The organism is Ideonella oryzae (assembly GCF_024055665.1).
Classification (GTDB): Bacteria; Pseudomonadota; Gammaproteobacteria; order Burkholderiales; family Burkholderiaceae_C; genus Ideonella; species Ideonella oryzae.
In genome coordinates, this window is sequence record NZ_JAMXMC010000005.1 from 137,684 (window position 1) to 154,056 (window position 16,373).

Annotated in this window: 16 protein-coding genes; 9 read left to right on the forward strand and 7 right to left on the reverse strand. The window is 71.0% G+C overall.

Annotation, left to right across the window (positions count from 1 at the left end; all coding sequences use genetic code 11):
* Nucleotides 1-2: 2 nt before the first annotated feature.
* On the reverse strand, nucleotides 3-758 hold the full coding sequence (locus M0L44_RS09465) for an MgtC/SapB family protein (RefSeq protein WP_252769478.1): 756 nt from the start codon (nucleotides 756-758) through the stop codon (nucleotides 3-5).
* A gap of 137 nt (nucleotides 759-895) precedes the next feature.
* On the opposite strand from M0L44_RS09465, the gene M0L44_RS09470 reads away from it, so the two are divergent.
* From M0L44_RS09470 to M0L44_RS09480, 3 genes are read left to right on the forward strand one after another with little or no spacing between them, the layout of a single operon-like run.
* Nucleotides 896-1,339, forward strand: coding sequence for an NfeD family protein (locus M0L44_RS09470; RefSeq protein WP_252769479.1), 444 nt, complete (start codon nucleotides 896-898; stop codon nucleotides 1,337-1,339).
* 31 nt (nucleotides 1,340-1,370) lie between these two features.
* On the forward strand, nucleotides 1,371-2,291 hold the full coding sequence (locus M0L44_RS09475; RefSeq protein WP_252769480.1) for an SPFH domain-containing protein: 921 nt from the start codon (nucleotides 1,371-1,373) through the stop codon (nucleotides 2,289-2,291).
* Between the two features lie 30 nt (nucleotides 2,292-2,321).
* Nucleotides 2,322-3,221 carry a 5'-nucleotidase gene (locus M0L44_RS09480; RefSeq protein ID WP_252769481.1) on the forward strand — a complete coding sequence of 300 codons (900 nt, stop codon included), beginning with the start codon at nucleotides 2,322-2,324 and terminating at the stop codon, nucleotides 3,219-3,221.
* Between the two features lie 16 nt (nucleotides 3,222-3,237).
* Here M0L44_RS09480 and M0L44_RS09485 read toward each other — a convergent pair whose 3' ends face one another.
* Nucleotides 3,238-3,774, reverse strand: coding sequence for a hypothetical protein (locus tag M0L44_RS09485; RefSeq protein WP_252769482.1), 537 nt, complete (start codon nucleotides 3,772-3,774; stop codon nucleotides 3,238-3,240).
* A gap of 240 nt (nucleotides 3,775-4,014) precedes the next feature.
* On the opposite strand from M0L44_RS09485, the gene M0L44_RS09490 reads away from it, so the two are divergent.
* Nucleotides 4,015-5,529, forward strand: a complete 1,515-nt coding sequence (locus tag M0L44_RS09490) for a peptide MFS transporter (RefSeq protein ID WP_252769483.1) — start codon at nucleotides 4,015-4,017, stop codon at nucleotides 5,527-5,529.
* A 148-nt stretch (nucleotides 5,530-5,677) separates the two neighbouring features.
* Nucleotides 5,678-6,829, forward strand: coding sequence for an L-threonine dehydrogenase (gene yiaY, locus M0L44_RS09495; protein WP_252769484.1), 1,152 nt, complete (start codon nucleotides 5,678-5,680; stop codon nucleotides 6,827-6,829).
* A gap of 38 nt (nucleotides 6,830-6,867) precedes the next feature.
* On the opposite strand, the gene M0L44_RS09500 is transcribed toward yiaY, so the two are convergent.
* Nucleotides 6,868-7,557, reverse strand: coding sequence for a DUF4197 domain-containing protein (locus M0L44_RS09500; RefSeq protein WP_435526401.1), 690 nt, complete (start codon nucleotides 7,555-7,557; stop codon nucleotides 6,868-6,870).
* Between the two features lie 111 nt (nucleotides 7,558-7,668).
* Here M0L44_RS09500 and mprF point away from each other — a divergent pair, with 111 nt between their 5' ends.
* The 3 genes from mprF to M0L44_RS09515 are packed head-to-tail and all read left to right on the forward strand — an operon-like array spanning nucleotide 7,669 to nucleotide 12,065.
* Entirely contained in the window at nucleotides 7,669-10,299 is a 2,631-nt protein-coding gene (gene mprF / locus M0L44_RS09505; protein WP_252769486.1) for a bifunctional lysylphosphatidylglycerol flippase/synthetase MprF, read from the forward strand.
* A gap of 14 nt (nucleotides 10,300-10,313) precedes the next feature.
* Nucleotides 10,314-11,735, forward strand: a complete 1,422-nt coding sequence (locus tag M0L44_RS09510; RefSeq protein ID WP_252769487.1) for a virulence factor family protein — start codon at nucleotides 10,314-10,316, stop codon at nucleotides 11,733-11,735.
* Between the two features lie 15 nt (nucleotides 11,736-11,750).
* Nucleotides 11,751-12,065 carry a hypothetical protein gene (locus tag M0L44_RS09515; protein ID WP_252769488.1) on the forward strand — a complete coding sequence of 105 codons (315 nt, stop codon included), beginning with the start codon at nucleotides 11,751-11,753 and terminating at the stop codon, nucleotides 12,063-12,065.
* Here the strand turns inward: M0L44_RS09515 and M0L44_RS09520 are convergent, their stop codons facing one another.
* From M0L44_RS09520 to tyrS, 4 genes are all read right to left on the reverse strand, one after another.
* Nucleotides 12,066-12,422 carry a cupin domain-containing protein gene (locus tag M0L44_RS09520; RefSeq protein ID WP_252769489.1) on the reverse strand — a complete coding sequence of 119 codons (357 nt, stop codon included), beginning with the start codon at nucleotides 12,420-12,422 and terminating at the stop codon, nucleotides 12,066-12,068.
* Between the two features lie 32 nt (nucleotides 12,423-12,454).
* Nucleotides 12,455-12,910 carry a D-aminoacyl-tRNA deacylase gene (dtd, locus tag M0L44_RS09525; RefSeq protein WP_252769490.1) on the reverse strand — a complete coding sequence of 152 codons (456 nt, stop codon included), beginning with the start codon at nucleotides 12,908-12,910 and terminating at the stop codon, nucleotides 12,455-12,457.
* A 10-nt stretch (nucleotides 12,911-12,920) separates the two neighbouring features.
* The gene (locus tag M0L44_RS09530; protein ID WP_252769708.1) at nucleotides 12,921-13,340 is read right to left on the reverse strand and encodes an FKBP-type peptidyl-prolyl cis-trans isomerase; all 420 of its coding nucleotides are present in this window, start codon (nucleotides 13,338-13,340) and stop codon (nucleotides 12,921-12,923) included.
* A 70-nt stretch (nucleotides 13,341-13,410) separates the two neighbouring features.
* Entirely contained in the window at nucleotides 13,411-14,670 is a 1,260-nt protein-coding gene (gene tyrS, locus M0L44_RS09535; protein WP_252769491.1) for a tyrosine--tRNA ligase, read from the reverse strand.
* A gap of 384 nt (nucleotides 14,671-15,054) precedes the next feature.
* Between tyrS and M0L44_RS09540 the strand changes: the two genes are divergently transcribed.
* Entirely contained in the window at nucleotides 15,055-16,359 is a 1,305-nt protein-coding gene (locus M0L44_RS09540; protein ID WP_252769492.1) for a peptidoglycan DD-metalloendopeptidase family protein, read from the forward strand.
* The last annotated feature ends 14 nt before the right edge of the window (nucleotides 16,360-16,373 follow it).

Consider the following 16,373-nt stretch of genomic DNA (forward strand, 5'->3'; position numbering starts at 1 on the left):
CCTCAGTTGCGGGCGGGCGCCAGCGTGTAGCCGCCCACCCAGGCCTGCCGGCCCAGGGCCTGGGCCAGGGCGTCCAGCGGCGCGGCCTCGCTGCGCCGCTGGATCACGGCCACGAAGCGCCATTCGGTCAGGCCGGCCTCGCAGCGCAGCGACAGCGAGCCCGGCGCCAGCTGGTAGCCCAGTCCGCGCAAGAAGGCATCCAGCGCCGTGGCGTCCAACGCGGCGCCCGCTGAGAGCTGCACCGTGACAGCCAGCGCATGGTGCGAAGGCAGCCAGGCCTCCACCTTGGCGCCCCACATCATGGTGCCCGCGCACAGCAGCGCCAGCAGGATGGCCGCGGCATAGAGACCCACGCCCAGCAGCACCCCGATGGCCGAGGCCGCCCAGATGGACGCCGCGGTGGTCAGGCCGCTGATCGTCAGCCCGTCTTTCATGATGACCCCGGCACCGAGGAAGCCGATGCCGGTGACGATGCCCTGGATCACCCGGGTCGGGTCGCCGGCGTGCAGGGCCGCCGTGCCGTCGAAGCCGCCATACCAGGCGCCCGGATAGCCGGTCATCACCGTCAGCGCGGCCGAGGCCATGCAGACCAGACCGTAGGTGCGCATGCCGGCCGCCCGGCCGCGGAAGGAGCGCTCGTAGCCGACCAGGGCCCCCAGCGCCAGCGCGCCGGCCAGGTTCAGAAACACGAGCAGGTTGATGTCCAGCCGGGGGCCGGACCAGTAGGACGCCAACAGAAGGTGCCAGTCTTGGGGCATGGTGAGATCTCCGCGGTCAGACAGGGTGCCCGAATCCGGTGCACCCGGTCCCGGAAACAGCGCGGGGAAGCCGGTCCAGCTCCCCACCGGACCGCGGCCCTACACTGGGGCCCGGTTCACCGCGAGGATGCAACACCATGGATTTCACGGCCTCGACCGGCTGGTGGGTCGCCACCGGCGTGCTGGTGGCGCTGGAACTGGCCAGCGGCACCTTCTACCTGTTGATGCTGGCCGTCGGCACGGCCGCGGCCGCGCTGGCAGCCCACGCGGGGCTGGGGTCCACCGCCCAGGTGGTGACCGCGGCGGTGGTGGGCGGCGGCGCCACGGCCCTGCTGCACTGGCGGCGCCGCCGCCACCCGCAGGGCGCCCCCGCGGCGCAGAACCGCGACCTGCACCTGGACATCGGCGCCACGGTGCAGGTCCGGCACTGGAACCCCGATGGCACCACCCGGGTCGACCACCGGGGCACGCAGTGGAACGCCCGCCTCGAACATGGCCAGGCCGGCCAACCCGGCCCGCACCGCATCAGCGCGGTGGAGGCCACCGGCCTGGTGCTGGTGCCGCTGCACCCCGCGGCCTGATTCCTCTCCCCTTCCACACAAGGACCTCCCCATGGAAATCGCCCTCGTGCTGCTGGTCGTCGCGGCCATCTTCGTCAGCCAAGCCGTCAAGATCGTGCCCCAGCAGAACGCCTGGGTGGTCGAGCGCCTGGGCAAGTACGACCGCACGCTGACACCCGGCCTGGCCCTCGTCACCCCCTTCATCGAACGGGTGGCCTACAAGCATTCGCTCAAGGAAGTGCCGCTGGACGTGCCCAGCCAGGTCTGCATCACCAAGGACAACACCCAGCTGCAGGTGGACGGCATCATCTACTTCCAGGTGACCGACCCGATGCGGGCCAGCTACGGCTCCAGCAACTACGTGTTCGCCATCACCCAGCTGGCGCAGACGCTGCTGCGTTCGGTGATCGGCAAGATGGAGCTGGACAAGACCTTCGAGGAACGCGACCAGATCAACGGCGCGGTGGTCAGCGCGCTGGACGAGGCCGCCGCCAACTGGGGCGTCAAGGTGCTGCGCTACGAGATCAAGGACCTGACCCCGCCGGCCGAGATCCTGCGGTCCATGCAGGCCCAGATCACGGCCGAGCGCGAGAAGCGCGCGCTGATCGCCGCCTCCGAGGGCCGCAAGCAGGAGCAGATCAACATCGCCACCGGCGAGCGCGAGGCCTTCATCGCTCGCTCCGAGGGCCAGCGCCAGGCCGAGATCAACAACGCCCAGGGCCAGGCCGCCGCCATCGTCGCCGTGGCCGAAGCCACCGCGCTGGCCATCCGCCAGGTGGCCCAGGCCATCCAGGCCCCGGGCGGCGAGCAGGCGGTGCAGCTCAAGGTGGCCGAGAAGGCGGTGGAGGCTTATGCCCAGCTGGCCCAGAAGAACAACAGCATGATCGTGCCGGGCCACATGGGCGAGGTGGCCGGCCTGATCGGCACCGCGATGGCGCTGATGAAGGGCGGCAGCACGCCCGGCCCGCGCTGATCTCCCCCTGAAGCCCCGCTCAAGCACACCATGGCCGCCTTGCCCAACGACCGACTGATGGTCGCCATCTCCTCGCGCGCCCTGTTCGACTTCGAGGAGGAGAACCGCCTGTTCGAGACTGGCGACGACCAGGCCTACATGGCCTTGCAGATGCAGCGCCTGGACGAGCCCGCCGCGCCCGGCGTGGCCTTCTCGCTGGTGAACAAGCTGCTGGCCTTCAACCGCGACCGGCCCCGGGTGGCGGTGGTCATCCTCTCGCGCAACGACCCGGTCTCGGGCATGCGGGTGTTCCGCTCGGCCCAGTCGCACGGGCTGACGCTGGAGCGCGGCGTCTTCACCCGTGGCGAGAGCCCCTGGCGCTACCTGCGGCCGCTGCAGGCCCACCTCTTCCTGTCGGCCAACGAGGCCGATGCACGCTCGGCCCTGGCCGCGGGCGTGCCGGCCGCACGGGTGCTGCCGCATGCCAGCCGGGCCTCCGACGCCCACCCCAACGAGCTGCGCATCGCCTTTGACGGCGACGCCGTGCTGTTCTCCGACGAGGCCGAGCAGGTCTTCCAGCGCGACGGCCTGGAAGCCTTCCAGCAGCACGAGATCGAGCGCGCCGCCCGGCCCCTGCCGCCCGGCCCCTTCAAGCCCCTGCTGGATGCGCTGACCCGGCTGCGCCAGAGCACGCCCGAAACCGGCATGGGCCTGCGCACCGCACTGGTCACCGCCCGCGGCGCGCCGGCGCATGAACGCGCCATCCGCACCCTGATGGCCTGGCAGGTGCCGGTGGACGAGGCCATGTTCCTCGGCGGCTGGGACAAGGGCCCCTTCCTGGCCGAGTTCGAGCCCGACTTCTTCTTCGACGACCAGACCCGCCATGTGGAGAACGCGGCCTCGCATGTGCCCGCCGGCCATGTGGACGCGGGCACGATGAACGGGCGCTGAGGCGCCGGCCTCGGCCTCAGGGCGTGAAGCCGCGCGCCTCGATGCGCACCAGGTCGAAGCGCACCGTGCCATCCGGCCCCGGCTCCACCCCCACCACGGTCTGCTGCGAAGCGCTGCCCGCCTTGAGCAGCACATGGCCCGGCTCGGGGTGGTCGTCCTGGCAGCTCAGGCCGGTGGCGGTGCGGCTGCTGCGCTGGGTGCTGCCCGCAGTGCAGTCCAGCACCGGGCCCAGCTTGGCCAGGGCCTGGCGGTAGAAAGCCGCCACCTGGGGCAGGCTGTCGCGGCTGGCGTACTTCAGCGCCACCACCCGCAGGCCCAGCGAGCCGCCCCAGAGCTTGAGGTCCACCGCACTGTCGTCGCCGTCCGGGTCTCGGAAACGCTGCGCGCCCGGGTAGGCCGGCAGGCCCACCTGGGCCACCGTCACCTCGGGCTCCACCGTCACGCCGGCGCTCCAGCCCGCCTGGGCGGCTGTGCCCGCCAGGCTGCCGGCCACCAGCCCGCCCACCACCAGCAGGGCCTTGCAGGCCGGCTGGCGCCATCCTGGCTTCGTCATCGCACACGCTCCTTGCTCGGGATGTCCTGTCCTGAGCACATGCTCGCGGCCCACGGCCCGGCGGGCCAGCCCGCTGCGACGAAATGACGGCAGCAGGACATGGAACGTCCATCCGGCGGCATGGACGGCGCGCGGGAACACCCGCCCCGCGCCTGGCATTGCCGGGCAGCGAAAATACGCGGTTTCGCCCCGCGCCCACCCGGCGCCAGGGCGCCCCTGTCCCGACACCACACACACCGGATGTCTTCCTCTGCGTCTTCTCCCCATCTGGCCGGCGGCACGACCGCCTCGGATTCGGCCTCCTCCGCCACCGTCACCCGACACCCGCCCGGACTGAAGGTCATCTTCATGGCCGAGATGTGGGAGCGCTTCAGCTACTACGGCATGCGCGCCCTGCTGGTGCTCTACCTGGTCAACGCCCTGGGCTACGCGCGCACCGACGCGCTGCAGCTCTACGGGCTCTACACCGGCCTGGTCTACCTCACACCGCTGCTGGGCGGCTACCTGGCCGACCGCTGGATCGGTACCCGTCTGGCCGTGGTCATCGGTGGCGTGGTGATGATGCTGGGCCACTTCGCCATGGCCTTCGAGCCGCTGCTGCACGTGGCCTTGGGCCTGCTGATCGTCGGCAATGGCTTCTTCAAGCCCAACAGCACCTCGATGGTGGGCATGCTGTACGAGCCGGGCGACCCGCGCTGCGCCGGCGGCTACACCATCTTCTACATGGGCGTGAACGTGGGCGCCTTCCTCGCGCCCCTGGTGGCTGGCACCCTGGGCGAGCGCCTGGGCTGGCACTGGGGCTTTGCCAGCGCCGGCGTGGGCATGGCCTTCGGCATCATCGCCCTGCTGTGGCGCCAGCACCTGCTGGGCCGGGCCGGCCTGCGCGAAGGCCAGGCGCCCATCGGCTGGGCCGATCTGCCGCGCATCGCCCTGTGGACCGTGGGCAGCCTGGCGCTGGTGCTGGCGGTGCTGGATGCCGGCCACCTGCTGGCGCCGCTGTGGGCATCGCTGGGTGCGGGCACCAAGCTGGTGGCCGGCCTGGTGCTGCTGGCGGCAGTGTTCCTCGGCCTCAAGCGTCCCAGCCGCGGGCAGGATGCGCAGCCCCTCACCCGGGCCGAGTGGTCGGCGATGCTCGTGATCGCCATCACCACCGTGTTCGTCATCGTGTTCTGGATGGGCTACGAGCAGGCCGGCGGCTCAATGAGCCTGTTTGCCGACCAGCAGACCGACCGCCACCTGGCCGGCTGGGAGATCCCGGCCTCCTGGTTCCAGAGCATCAACCCGCTGGCCATCATGGGGCTGGCCCCGCTGTTCTCGGCCCTGTGGCTGCGCCTGGACCAGAGCCGCTTCGCCCTGCCGGATCCGGCCAAGATGGGCCTGGGCATGATCGTGCTGGGCCTGGGCTTCGTGCTGATGGCCGCAGCCCAGAGCCGGGCCGAGGCGCTGGGCACGGTGGGCCCGCTGTGGCTGGCCGGCGTCTACCTGCTGCACACACTCGGCGAGCTGATGCTCTCGCCGGTTGGCTATGCCATGGTGTCCCAGGTGGCCCCGGTCCGGCTGGTGGGCCTGCTGATGGGCGTCTGGCTGGCCGGCATCGGCGTGGCCAACTACCTGGCCGGCGCGCTGGAAAGCCTGCTGGCCGGCAGCGGCATCCCGCCCTTCGTGTTCCTGTTCAGCTCCTCCATCGGCGCGGGCGTACTGCTGCTGCTGATCACGCCCTGGCTGAACCGGTTGAGCCACCGCGCCACCCGCTGAGGACCGGCGCCCCCGCTGACCGCCCGAAGTGCCACATTGACGCGCATCAACGCGGCCCAGGCACCCCGCTCGCAGACTGCTCGCCATCCCGCCGGCCGGCCCCCACACGGGACCGGTCGGCGTCCAACCCCGTTGCGAGGAATCTGCCATGAGCACCACCACCTTCTTCATTCCCAGCGTCAACCTGATGGGCGCCGGCTGCCTGAAGGACGCCGCCGCCGACATCCAGTCCAAAGGCTGGCGCAAGGCCCTGGTGGTGACGGACGGCCCGCTGGTGCGCACCGGCCTGGTGGCGAAGGTGACCGAGCTGCTGGGCGCGCACGGCGTCACCTCGGTGGTGTTCGATGGCGTCAAGCCCAACCCCAATGTGGCCAATGTGGAGGCCGGCCTGGCCCTGCTCAAGGCCAACGCCTGCGACTTCGTGATCTCGCTGGGTGGCGGCTCGCCGCACGACTGCGCCAAGGGCATCGCCCTGGTGGCGGCCAACGGCGGCCGCATCACCGACTACGAGGGCCTGGACAAGTCCGCCAAGCCGCAGCTGCCACTGGTGGCCATCAACACCACCGCTGGCACGGCCAGCGAGATGACGCGCTTCTGCATCATCACCGACGACAGCCGGCACGTGAAGATGGCCATCGTGGACAAGCACACCACGCCGGTGCTGTCCGTCAACGACCCCGAGTTGATGATGGGCATGCCCGCCAGCCTGACCGCCGCCACCGGCATGGACGCGCTCACGCACGCGATCGAGGCCTATGTCTCCACCGCCGCCAACCCGATCACCGACGCCTGCGCCCTCAAGGCCGTCACGCTGATCAGCCAACACCTGCGCACGGCCGTGGCGCACGGCCAGGATGCGGCCGCGCGTGAGGCCATGGCCTATGCCCAGTTCCTGGCCGGCATGGCCTTCAACAACGCCTCGCTGGGCTATGTGCATGCCATGGCCCACCAGCTGGGCGGCTTCTACGACCTGCCGCACGGCGTGTGCAACGCCATCCTGCTGCCCCATGTGCAGGCCTTCAACGCCCGCGTGGCCGCCGGCCGGCTGGGCGATGTGGCCCGGGCCATGGGGGTGGACACCGCGCTGCTCACCGAAGCCCAGGCGGCCCAGGCCTGCCTGACGGCCATCCGCCAGCTCAGCGCCGACGTGGGCATCCCGGCCGGCGTGGGCAGCCTGGGCGCCAAGGAGGCCGACATTCCCATCCTGGCCACCAACGCCATGAAGGACGCCTGCGGCCTGACCAACCCGGTGCAGCCGACCTTCGACGAGGTCTGCGCGATCTTCCGCGCGGCGCTGTGATGGGCTGGGCCGGGGGACAGCCCCGGCCCGGCCGGCCTTCAGCCGAAGACCTTCTGCAGGATCGCGCTGCCGGTGCCCACCGGATCGCGGCGGATCTTCTTCTCTTCCTCGCCGATCATCAGGTAGAGCCCGTCCAGCGCCTTGCGGGTGACGTACTGCTGGATGTTGGCGTCTTCCTTGGCCACCAGACCGAAGCTGCTGGCCTTGCCCGCCACGGCGTTGTACTTGCTGGCCAGGTCCACCTTCTCGGTTTCCTGGGTGACGATGGGCAGGAAGCGCTCGGTCAGCGGCGCCCGCGTCTTCTTGGCGAAGAAGTCGGTCACGGACGTGTCGCCGCCCTGGACGATGCCCACCGCGTCGTCCACCGACATGGTCTTGACCGCCTGCATCAGCAGGGTCTTGGCCTCCGGCACCGCCGCCTCGGCCGCCCGGTTCATCGCGGTGACCAGATCGTCCACCCGCCTCTGCTGGCCGGTGAACTTGAGCATCTGCGCCGCCTCCTTCAGGGCCCCGGGCAGCGGAATGCGCACTTGGGGGTTGCCCAGGAAGCCGTCCGGCCGGCCCAGCAGCGCCACGGCGCTGCCCGCCCCCCGCTCCAGCGCGGTCTTGACGCCCAGGCTGGCGTCGGCCGGGCTGAACAGCGCAGCCCGGGCCGGCAGGCCGGCAGCCACACTCAGCAAGCCGCCCAGGGCCCAGCGGCCGCAGTCACGTCGGTTGGGGGTCATCATCGTCCTCGTCCCTTTGTGGTGTGTTGGTCGATGGTGCGCCAGCCGCCGAAGACTGGCAACCCGCTCCCGGCAGCCTGACGTGACTTGGGGTAAAACCGGTGCCTCACTTCCATGACCCCAGCCAGCGTGGCCTCACTTGCTCCGGAGCCCTGCGACGACGCCCCTGTGCCACTGGCGCGCTGGGGCCATGGCTGGCAGCGTTGGCGCCCCTGGCTTCTGGCGGGCCTGGGCCTGCTGCTGACCGCCCTGGTGGGCACGGCGCTGGCCCACCTGCTGCAGGAGGTGCGCTACGGCCAAGTGATGGCCGCCGTGCGCCAGACCCCGGGGCCCTGGCTGCTGTGGTCGCTGCTGGCCACGGCCATCAGCTACGCCACCCTCACCCAGTACGACGCCTCGGCCCTGCGCTACATTGGCGCCCGGGTGCCGCGGGGCACGGTGGCCCTCACGGCCTTCGTGGCCTACGCGCTGTCCAACACCATCGGCCTGGGCCCGCTGTCCGGTGGCGCGGTGCGCATGCGGCTGTACACCCAGGCCGGGCTGGAGCCTGGCCAGATCGCACGGGTGATCGGCTTCAACACTGTGGCCTTCCTGCTGGGCATGCTGGCCTTCGGCGCCCTGGGCTTGCTCTGGGGCGCCCCCACCATCGCCCCCCTGCTGCACCTGTCGGCCGGCAGCCTGCAGGGTCTGGCCGTGGCCCTGCTGCTGGCCCTGGCGGCCTTTGTGGGGCTGTGCCACCGCCAGCGGGTGCTGGCCTGGCGCTGGGGCCCGGGGCGACGCTGGCATGTGGGCCTGCGCCTGCCGCCGGCCGGCCTGGCCCTGGCCCAGCTGGCCATCTCGGCGGTGGAGCTGAGCGCCTCGGGCCTGGCCCTGTGGTGCCTGCTGCCCGAGAACCCGCTGCCCCTGCTGAGCTTCCTGGCGCTCTACGCAGTGGCCATCTCGGCCGCCCTGGTCAGCCATGTGCCCGGGGGCGTGGGCGTGTTCGAGGCGGTGATGCTGCTGGCCGCCGGCCCGCACCTGCCCACGGCCCAGCTGCTGGGCGCGCTGCTGCTCTACCGTGGCCTGTACTACGTGCTGCCCCTGGTGCTGGCCAGCGGCCTGCTGGTGGCCTACGAACTGCGCCCGGCAGCCATGGCCCCGATGGGCCGGGCGGCGGTGCGGCAAAGCCCGCGTCTGCTGGCCGCGCTGACCCTGGTGGCCGGCCTCTGGCTGGTGGTCTCCGGCGTGACGCCCTTCACCCGCGACGCCCGCGAAGTGCTGGCCGCGCTGAACGTGCCCCTGCCGCTGATCGAGGCCTCGCACTTCCTGGGCAGCGTGGCCGGCCTGGGCCTGCTGGTGGTGGCCCGCGGGCTGCTGCACCGGCTGGACGCGGCCTGGTGGGCCGCCCTGGGGCTCTCGCTGATGGCGGCGGTGCTGGCCTGGCCCAAGGGCATCGCGCTGAACGAGGCGGCCCTGCTCATCACGCTGGCGGTGCTGCTGGTGGTCTCGCGCCGCCAGTTCGACCGGCCCTCCTCGCTGTTCGCCCAGCACCTGGAGCCCGAATGGCTGCTGGGCCTGGCCGGCGTGCTGCTGGCCAGTCTGTGGATCCTGTTCTTCGCCTACAAGCAGGTGGCCTACAGCAACCACCTGTGGTGGCAGTTCGAGCTGGACGGCCAGGCACCGCGCTCGCTGCGCGCCCTGACCGCGATCGCCCTGCTGTCGCTGGCGCTGGGGCTGTGGCAGCTGCTGCGGCCCCGCGCCAGCACGCTCACGCCCCCCACGCCGGAAGAACTGGCGCGGGCGGCCGCCATGGTGCAGGCCGGCCTGCGGGCGGAAGGCTGCTACCTGCTGATGGGCGACAAGCACCTGCTGTTCTCGCCCACCGGTCGCAGCTTCCTGATGTACGGGCGCCAGGGGCGCACCTGGGTGTCGCTGTTCGGGCCCTTTGGCGAGCGCCGGGAATGGGCCGACCTGGTCTGGCAGTTCATCGAACTGGCCCATGCCCATGGGGGCCGGCCGGCGTTCTACCAGGTGCGCCCGGCCCACCTGCCGCTGTACCTGGACTGCGGACTGCAGGCCATCAAGCTCGGCGAGTACGCCCAGGTCAGCCTGCCGGACTTCAGCCTCAAGGGCGGCAAGCGGGCCAATCTGCGCGCCGGCGTGAACCGCGGCGAACGCGAAGGGCTGAGCTTCGAAGTGGTCCCGGCCGACGCCGTACCCGCTCTGCTGCCCGAGCTGAAGTCCATTTCCGACGCCTGGCTGCAGGCGCAGCAGGGCCGTGAAAAAGGCTTTTCGGTCGGCCGCTTCGATCCGGTCTACCTGCGCCAGCTGCCCGTGGCCCTGGTGCGCCAGCATGGCCGGCTGGTGGCTTTCGCCAACCTGCAGGTGACGGCCTGCCGCGAGGAGGCCAGTGTGGACCTGATGCGCCACGGCCCCGAGGCGCCGCCCGGCACCATGGACTTTCTCTTCGCCAAGGTCATGCTCTATCTGCAGGCCGAGGGCTACCAGTGGTTCGGCCTGGGCATGTCACCGCTGGCTGGCATGGCCGAGCGGCGCCAGGCACCGCGCTGGCAACGGCTGGGCCGTCTGCTGTACAAGTACGGGGACCGCTTCTACCGCTTCCGCGGTCTGCGCAGCTTCAAGGACAAGTTCGAACCCAGCTGGGAAGCCCGCTACCTGGCCACGCCAGGCGGGCTGGCCCCCGTGTTCGCACTGGCCGACATCGCAGGACTGATTGGCGGCCACCCCGACGAGACCGACGCCTGATGTTCCCGAACCCATTGCGATTCTCTTCCCCCGGCCGATCGGCCCTGTGTGCCGCTGGCCTGCTCCTGTGCGGTGGCGGCGCCTTCGCGGCGCCGCCACCGCAGACGGTTGCGCATGGCCTGTTCAACAATGTGCGGGTGCAGCGCCCTGAAGGCCCCCCCCAGCAGTTCGTGCTGCTGCTGCAGAACCAGGCCGAGGGCCCCAGCCCCGCCGGGCAGGCCCTGGCCGACCGGATGGTGGCCGCTGGCGCCATGGTGGCCAGCGTGCCACTGCCCCCGTTCTACAAGCGCCTGGCGGCCCAGGATGGCAAGTGCACCTACCCGGGCGGCGCCTTCGAGAACCTCTCGCGCAGCATCCAGGCCCAGGACCGGCTGCCCGCCTACCTGCTGCCCCTGCTGGTGGGCACGGGACCCGCGGCAGCGGTCACCTACGCCACCCTGGCCCAGACGCCCGCAGGCACCTTTGCCGGTGGCCTGTCTCTGGGCTTCTGCCCGCGCCTGCCGCTGGACCCGCCGATGTGCGGGGGCCCAACCCTGAAATGGCAGACCGCGGCCGACGGCCCCGGGGTGGACCTGCAGCCCGCCCCGGCCGCGCTGGCCAGCCACTGGATGGCCCTGGGCGGCGGGGAGGAGGGCTGCACCAGCGCCCAGGCCCAGGCCTTCGTGCAGAAAGTGCCGCAGGCCAAATGGCTGGGCGCTGGTGGGCCTGCGGCCGGCAATGGTCTGCCCGCGGGCTTCGATGCCGCCTGGGCGGCCCTGGCCGTCAGGCAGGTGCCGCTGGGGCCGCCCCCCAGCCAGCTGTCCGACCTGCCGCTGGTCGAGGTGCCCACGTCCGACGACGGTGCCGGCACGCCCCCGGCCGGACGCGGCCAGACCACCTTCGCGGTGCTCATCTCCGGCGACGGCGGCTGGGCCAGCATCGACAAGGGCATTGCCAAGGCCCTGGTGGCCCAAGGCGTGCCGGTGGCCGGGCTGGATTCGCTGCGCTACTTCTGGAGCGAGCGCACCCCCGAAGGCCTGGCCACCGACCTGGACCGAGTGATCCGCTACTACGCCGCCCGCTGGGGCCGCAGCAAGGTCATCCTGATCGGCTACTCGCAAGGGGCGGATGTGCTGCCCTTTGCGCTCAACCGCCTGCCCGCCGGCACCCGGGCCCGGGTCCAGCTGGCGGCCCTGCTGGGGCCGGGGCAGAAGGCCTCGTTCGAGTTCCATGTCAGCAACTGGATCGGGCCCAGCGGCGACAGGCCCATCGCCCCCGAGGCCCGCAAGCTCTCGGCCAGCAACACGCTGTGCGTCTATGGCGAGAACGAAAAGGACTCGCTGTGCCCCGAGCTCAGCCCGGCCCAGGCCCGGCGCCTGCCACTGACCGGCGGACACCACTTCGGCGGCGATTACGAAGCCCTGGCCGGCAAGATCCTGGAGGCCGCAGGCCGCTGAGGGCATGATCGCGTCATGGACGATTTCGACCTCAACCCCGACTTCCTCAAGCCCCCGGCCTTCCGCCCGGACGAGGCCCTGCAGCGCCTGCGTCGCGAACTGCGTGCGCTGGGCCTGAACGAACGCGAGGGACGCTTCGAGCGCCAGGGCCAGGCCCTGCTGAAGGACGTGGCCATCTCGCCCGACGGCGCGACCCTGAACCTGGCGCTGGCCCGGCGGCTGGCCCGCACGCCCGAATGGCAGCCCCGCAGCCTGCGCGACAGCGCCCAACTGCGCGACCTGCTGGCCGAGGTGAAGAAACGCCTGTCGGCCGCCGCCGACGAGGAGTGATCACTTCTCGACGATCACGAAGTGCTTGCGCAGCGTCTGCAGGACCTCGAAGGAGCCGCGGAAGTTCGGCGGGATCATCACCGCCTGGCCCGGGCCGATGTCGGTCACCGTGCCGTCCTCGCCGTGCAGCCGGGCCTGGCCCTCGATGACGTGGAAGTACTCGTGCTCGGCCGGGCCGAATTCGATGCGCCAGCGGCCGGGCTCGCAGTCCCAGATGCCGGCGCACAGGCCCTCGGGGCCGCTTTCATACAGCGTCCAGGTCGAGCGCAGCGGGGCGCCCACCTCGCGGCGTTCCTCGCGCGGCTGGTCGATCACCGGCGCCTGGGCCGGCACGTCGAATCGGACGATGGAAACCATGGGAGACCTCTCGGAAGACGGGGGCGCCGCGCTCAGCGCACGGTCATCGGGATGGTGACCGGGCCGTCGTTGACCAGGTGCACCTGCATGTCGGCGCCAAACTCGCCGGTGGCCACCTGCGGGTGACGCACCCGGGCCTGGGCCACCAGGTGGTCATACAGGGCCTGGCCCAGCGCCGCAGGCGCCGCGCCGGTGAAGCTGGGCCGGTTGCCGCCCCGGGTGTCGGCCGCCAGCGTGAACTGCGAGACGAGCAGCAGGCCGCCGGGAGTGCCGGCACCGTCCAGATCCTGCACGCTGCGGTTCATCTTGCCGGCGTCGTCGCTGAAGATGCGCAGCTTGAGCAGCTTGTCCAGCAGCTTGTCGGCCTGGGCCGGCGTGTCCTCGGGCTCGGCGCAGACCAGCACCAGCAAGCCCTGTTCGATGGCCCCGGTGACCCGGCCAGCCACCTCCACCCGGGCGCCACGCACCCGCTGGATCACCGCCAGCATGGTCAGTCCGTCAGAAGTTGGTGATGGCCACCAGCTCGACCTCGAAGGTCAGCGTGGCATTGGGCGGGATCACGCCACCCGCGCCACGGCTGCCGTAGGCGATGGCCGGCGGGCAGGTCAGCTTGGCCTTGCCGCCGGCCTTCATGCGCTGCAGGCCCTCGGTCCAGCAGGGGATCACGCGGTTGAGCGGGAACTCGGCCGGCTGGCCGCGGCGGTAGGAGCTGTCGAACTCGGTGCCGTCGGCCAGCGTGCCGCGGTAGTTCACCTTCACCGTGTCGGTGGCCTTGGGCGACAGGCCGGTGCCGACCTTGATGTCCTGGAAGACCAGGCCGCTGGCGGTGGTGACCGGCGCGGCGGGGGCCGGGTCGGCCGCCAGGGCCAGGGAAGACAGGGACAGTGCCAGGGCACCGGCGGCAAACGACAGACGCATCATGGAAAGATTCCTTTCAGGAGCCAAAGGCCCGGACCCGCCGGGCGGCAGGCCGCAAGGTTAACCGGCCTCAGCCCAGGGTCACGCGGGCGAACTTGCGCTTGCCCACCTGCAGCACGAAGGTGGCGGCCTCGACCTTGAGGCCCTTGTCGCTGACCACCGTGCCGTCGATGCGCACACCACCCTGCTCCACCATGCGCAGGCCTTCGCTGCCGCTGGCCACCAGGTTGGCGGCCTTCAGCAGCGCGCCAATGGCCATCGGGGCACCGCTGAGTGCCACCTCGGGGATGTCGTCCGGGATGCCGCCCTTGCTGCGGTTGACGAAGTCCTGCTCGGCAGCCTCGGCTGCGGCGGCGCTGTGGAAGCGCGCGGTGATCTCCTTGGCCAGGGCCACCTTGGCGTCGCGCGGGTTGCGCCCGCCCTCGACCTCGGCCTTCAGCGCGGCGATCTCGGCCTCCGAGCGGAAGGACAGCAGGGTGTACCAGCGCCACATCAGCTCGTCGCTGACCGACATGACCTTGGCGAACATGGTGTTGGCCGGCTCGGTGATGCCGATGTAGTTGCCCTTGGACTTGGACATCTTGTCCACGCCGTCCAGGCCTTCGAGCAGCGGCATGGTCAGGATGCACTGCGGCTCCTGGCCGTACTCGGCCTGCAGGTGGCGCCCCATCAGCAGGTTGAACTTCTGGTCGGTGCCGCCCAGCTCCAGGTCGCTCTTGAGCGCCACCGAGTCGTAACCCTGCATCAGCGGGTAGAGGAACTCGTGCACCGAGATGGCGGTGCCGCTCTGGAAGCGCTTGGTGAAGTCCTCGCGCTCGAGCATGCGGGCCACGGTGTACTTGGCCGCCAGCTGGATCATGCCGCGCGCGCCCAGCGGGTCGCACCACTCGCTGTTCCAACGCACCTCGGCCCGGTCCATGTCCACCACCAGACGGATCTGCTCGAAGTAGGTCTTGGCGTTGGCCTCGATCTGCTCGCGGGTGAGCGGCGGGCGGGTGCTGTTGCGGCCCGACGGGTCACCGATGGTGGTGGTGAAGTCGCCGATCAACGGAATCACCGCCAGGCCGAGGTCCTGCAGCTGGCGCATCTTGTTGAGCACCACCGTGTGGCCCAGGTGCAGGTCCGGCGCGGTCGGGTCCATGCCGAACTTGATGCGCAGCGGCACGCCCGTGGCCTCCCAGCGCTGGAGCTTCTTCACCCAGTCGGCCTGCGGCAGCAGCTCGGCGCAGCCGCGCAGGCTGATGGCCAGGGCCTCCTGCACGCGGTCGCTCAAGGGGAGATCGGAGGGCACGGCGCCGGCCGGGGCCTGGGCTGCATCAAGGTCGGACATGGTGGGTTCAAAGCGGGGTGAATCGCCCTTGGGACACAGGTCGGCTTGCTATACTCGACCGATCGGTTGCTGACCGGCATCGTGGCCAAGCCCGGGCGCAAAACGCCCGATTCTACGAGGGAGTCCACAGAGTGCCGGAGAGGTCGCCCCAGCCTGCGCCAGGACGGCGTCGTCCGCGCAGGCTGGTTCGTATCAGGCCACGGGGTTGATGCCGCTTCAGGGAGCAGCGCCACCCACCGCCTGACCACATCGCTGACTTTCCGGACGGGGCCCCGCCCCGGCAGAACCTTGAGCTTGTTGGGCCCGTTTTCCCGTTTTCCGTTGGCCTCGCTGCAAAGCGCCCTCGCCTCGGCCTCCCACTCCCTCCGACAACACCCCCGCGCCGTGGCCGCCGCCGTGCTGGCCCTGGTCGCTGGCACCGGCGTCACCGCCTTCGGCATTGCGCCGCTGGCTCCGGATGCAGCCCAGTTGCCCCGCCGCCAGATCGTCGAGGACGTGACGCCCGAAGCCATCGCGCCGCAGCTCGAAGCCCTGGCCGGCGCCCCGCTGGTGTTGCACCGCACCGAAACGACCCGCCCTGCGGACACCGCCGACACCCTGCTGCGCCGGCTGGGCGTGGTAGACGCCACCGCTGCCGCCTGGATCCGCAACGACCCGATCGGTCGCCGGTTGTTCGAGGGTGGCGCGGGCAAGATGGTGACCGTCGGCAAGGACGCCGATGGCCGACTGACCGAACTGGTGGCCCGCTTTCCCACCGCCGATGACGAGAACGGGCGCCCCCGTTTCGCCCGCCTGCGGGTGGAGCGGCAGGACGATGGCCGCTACGTCTCCCACCTGGAGCAGGCGCAGCTCGAGTCAACCCCGCGCCTGGCCAGCGGCACCATCCAGAGTTCGCTGTTCGCCGCCACCGACGCGGCCGGCCTGCCCGATGCCGTGGCCACCCAGCTGGCCGAAATCTTCGGCAACGACATCGACTTCCGCCGCGACCTGCGCAAGGGCGACACCTTCCGCGTGGTCTTCGAAACCCTGACCGCCGACGGCGAAGCCGTGCCCTGGAGCCAGGGCAGCGGCAAGGTGCTGGCCGCCGAGTTCGTCAATGCCGGCCAGGCCCGCCAGGCCCTCTGGTATGCCGGTGTCGGCAAGGGCGGCTATTTCGACTTCAACGGCGAGAGCAAGCGTCGCGCCTTCATCTCCAGTCCGGTGGCCTTCTCGCGGGTGAGCTCCGGCTTCGCCATGCGCTTCCACCCCATCCTGGGCATCTGGAAGAAGCACCTGGGCGTGGACTACGCGGCCCCCATCGGCACTGCGGTGCGCACGGTGGGTGATGGCGTGGTGTCCTTCGCCGGCGTGCAGAACGGCTACGGCAACGTCATCATGGTCCAGCACTCGGGCGACCGCATGACGGTGTACGCCCACCTGAGCCGCATCGGCGTGCGCAAGGGCCAGCATGTCAGCGCGGGCGACGCCATCGGCAACGTCGGCATGACCGGCTGGGCCACCGGCCCGCACCTGCACTTCGAGTTCCGCCTGCACGGCGAGCAGAAGGACCCGGTGGCGGTGGCCAAGGCCTCCGAAACCCTCCGCCTGGATGGCGCGCAGCGCGGTCGCTTCGCCCAGCTGGCCCAGACCCTCAAGTCCGAACTGGACCTGGCCACCGACCTGGGCGGCATGCCCGGTCGCTTCGAGTGAACGCCTGAACGGGC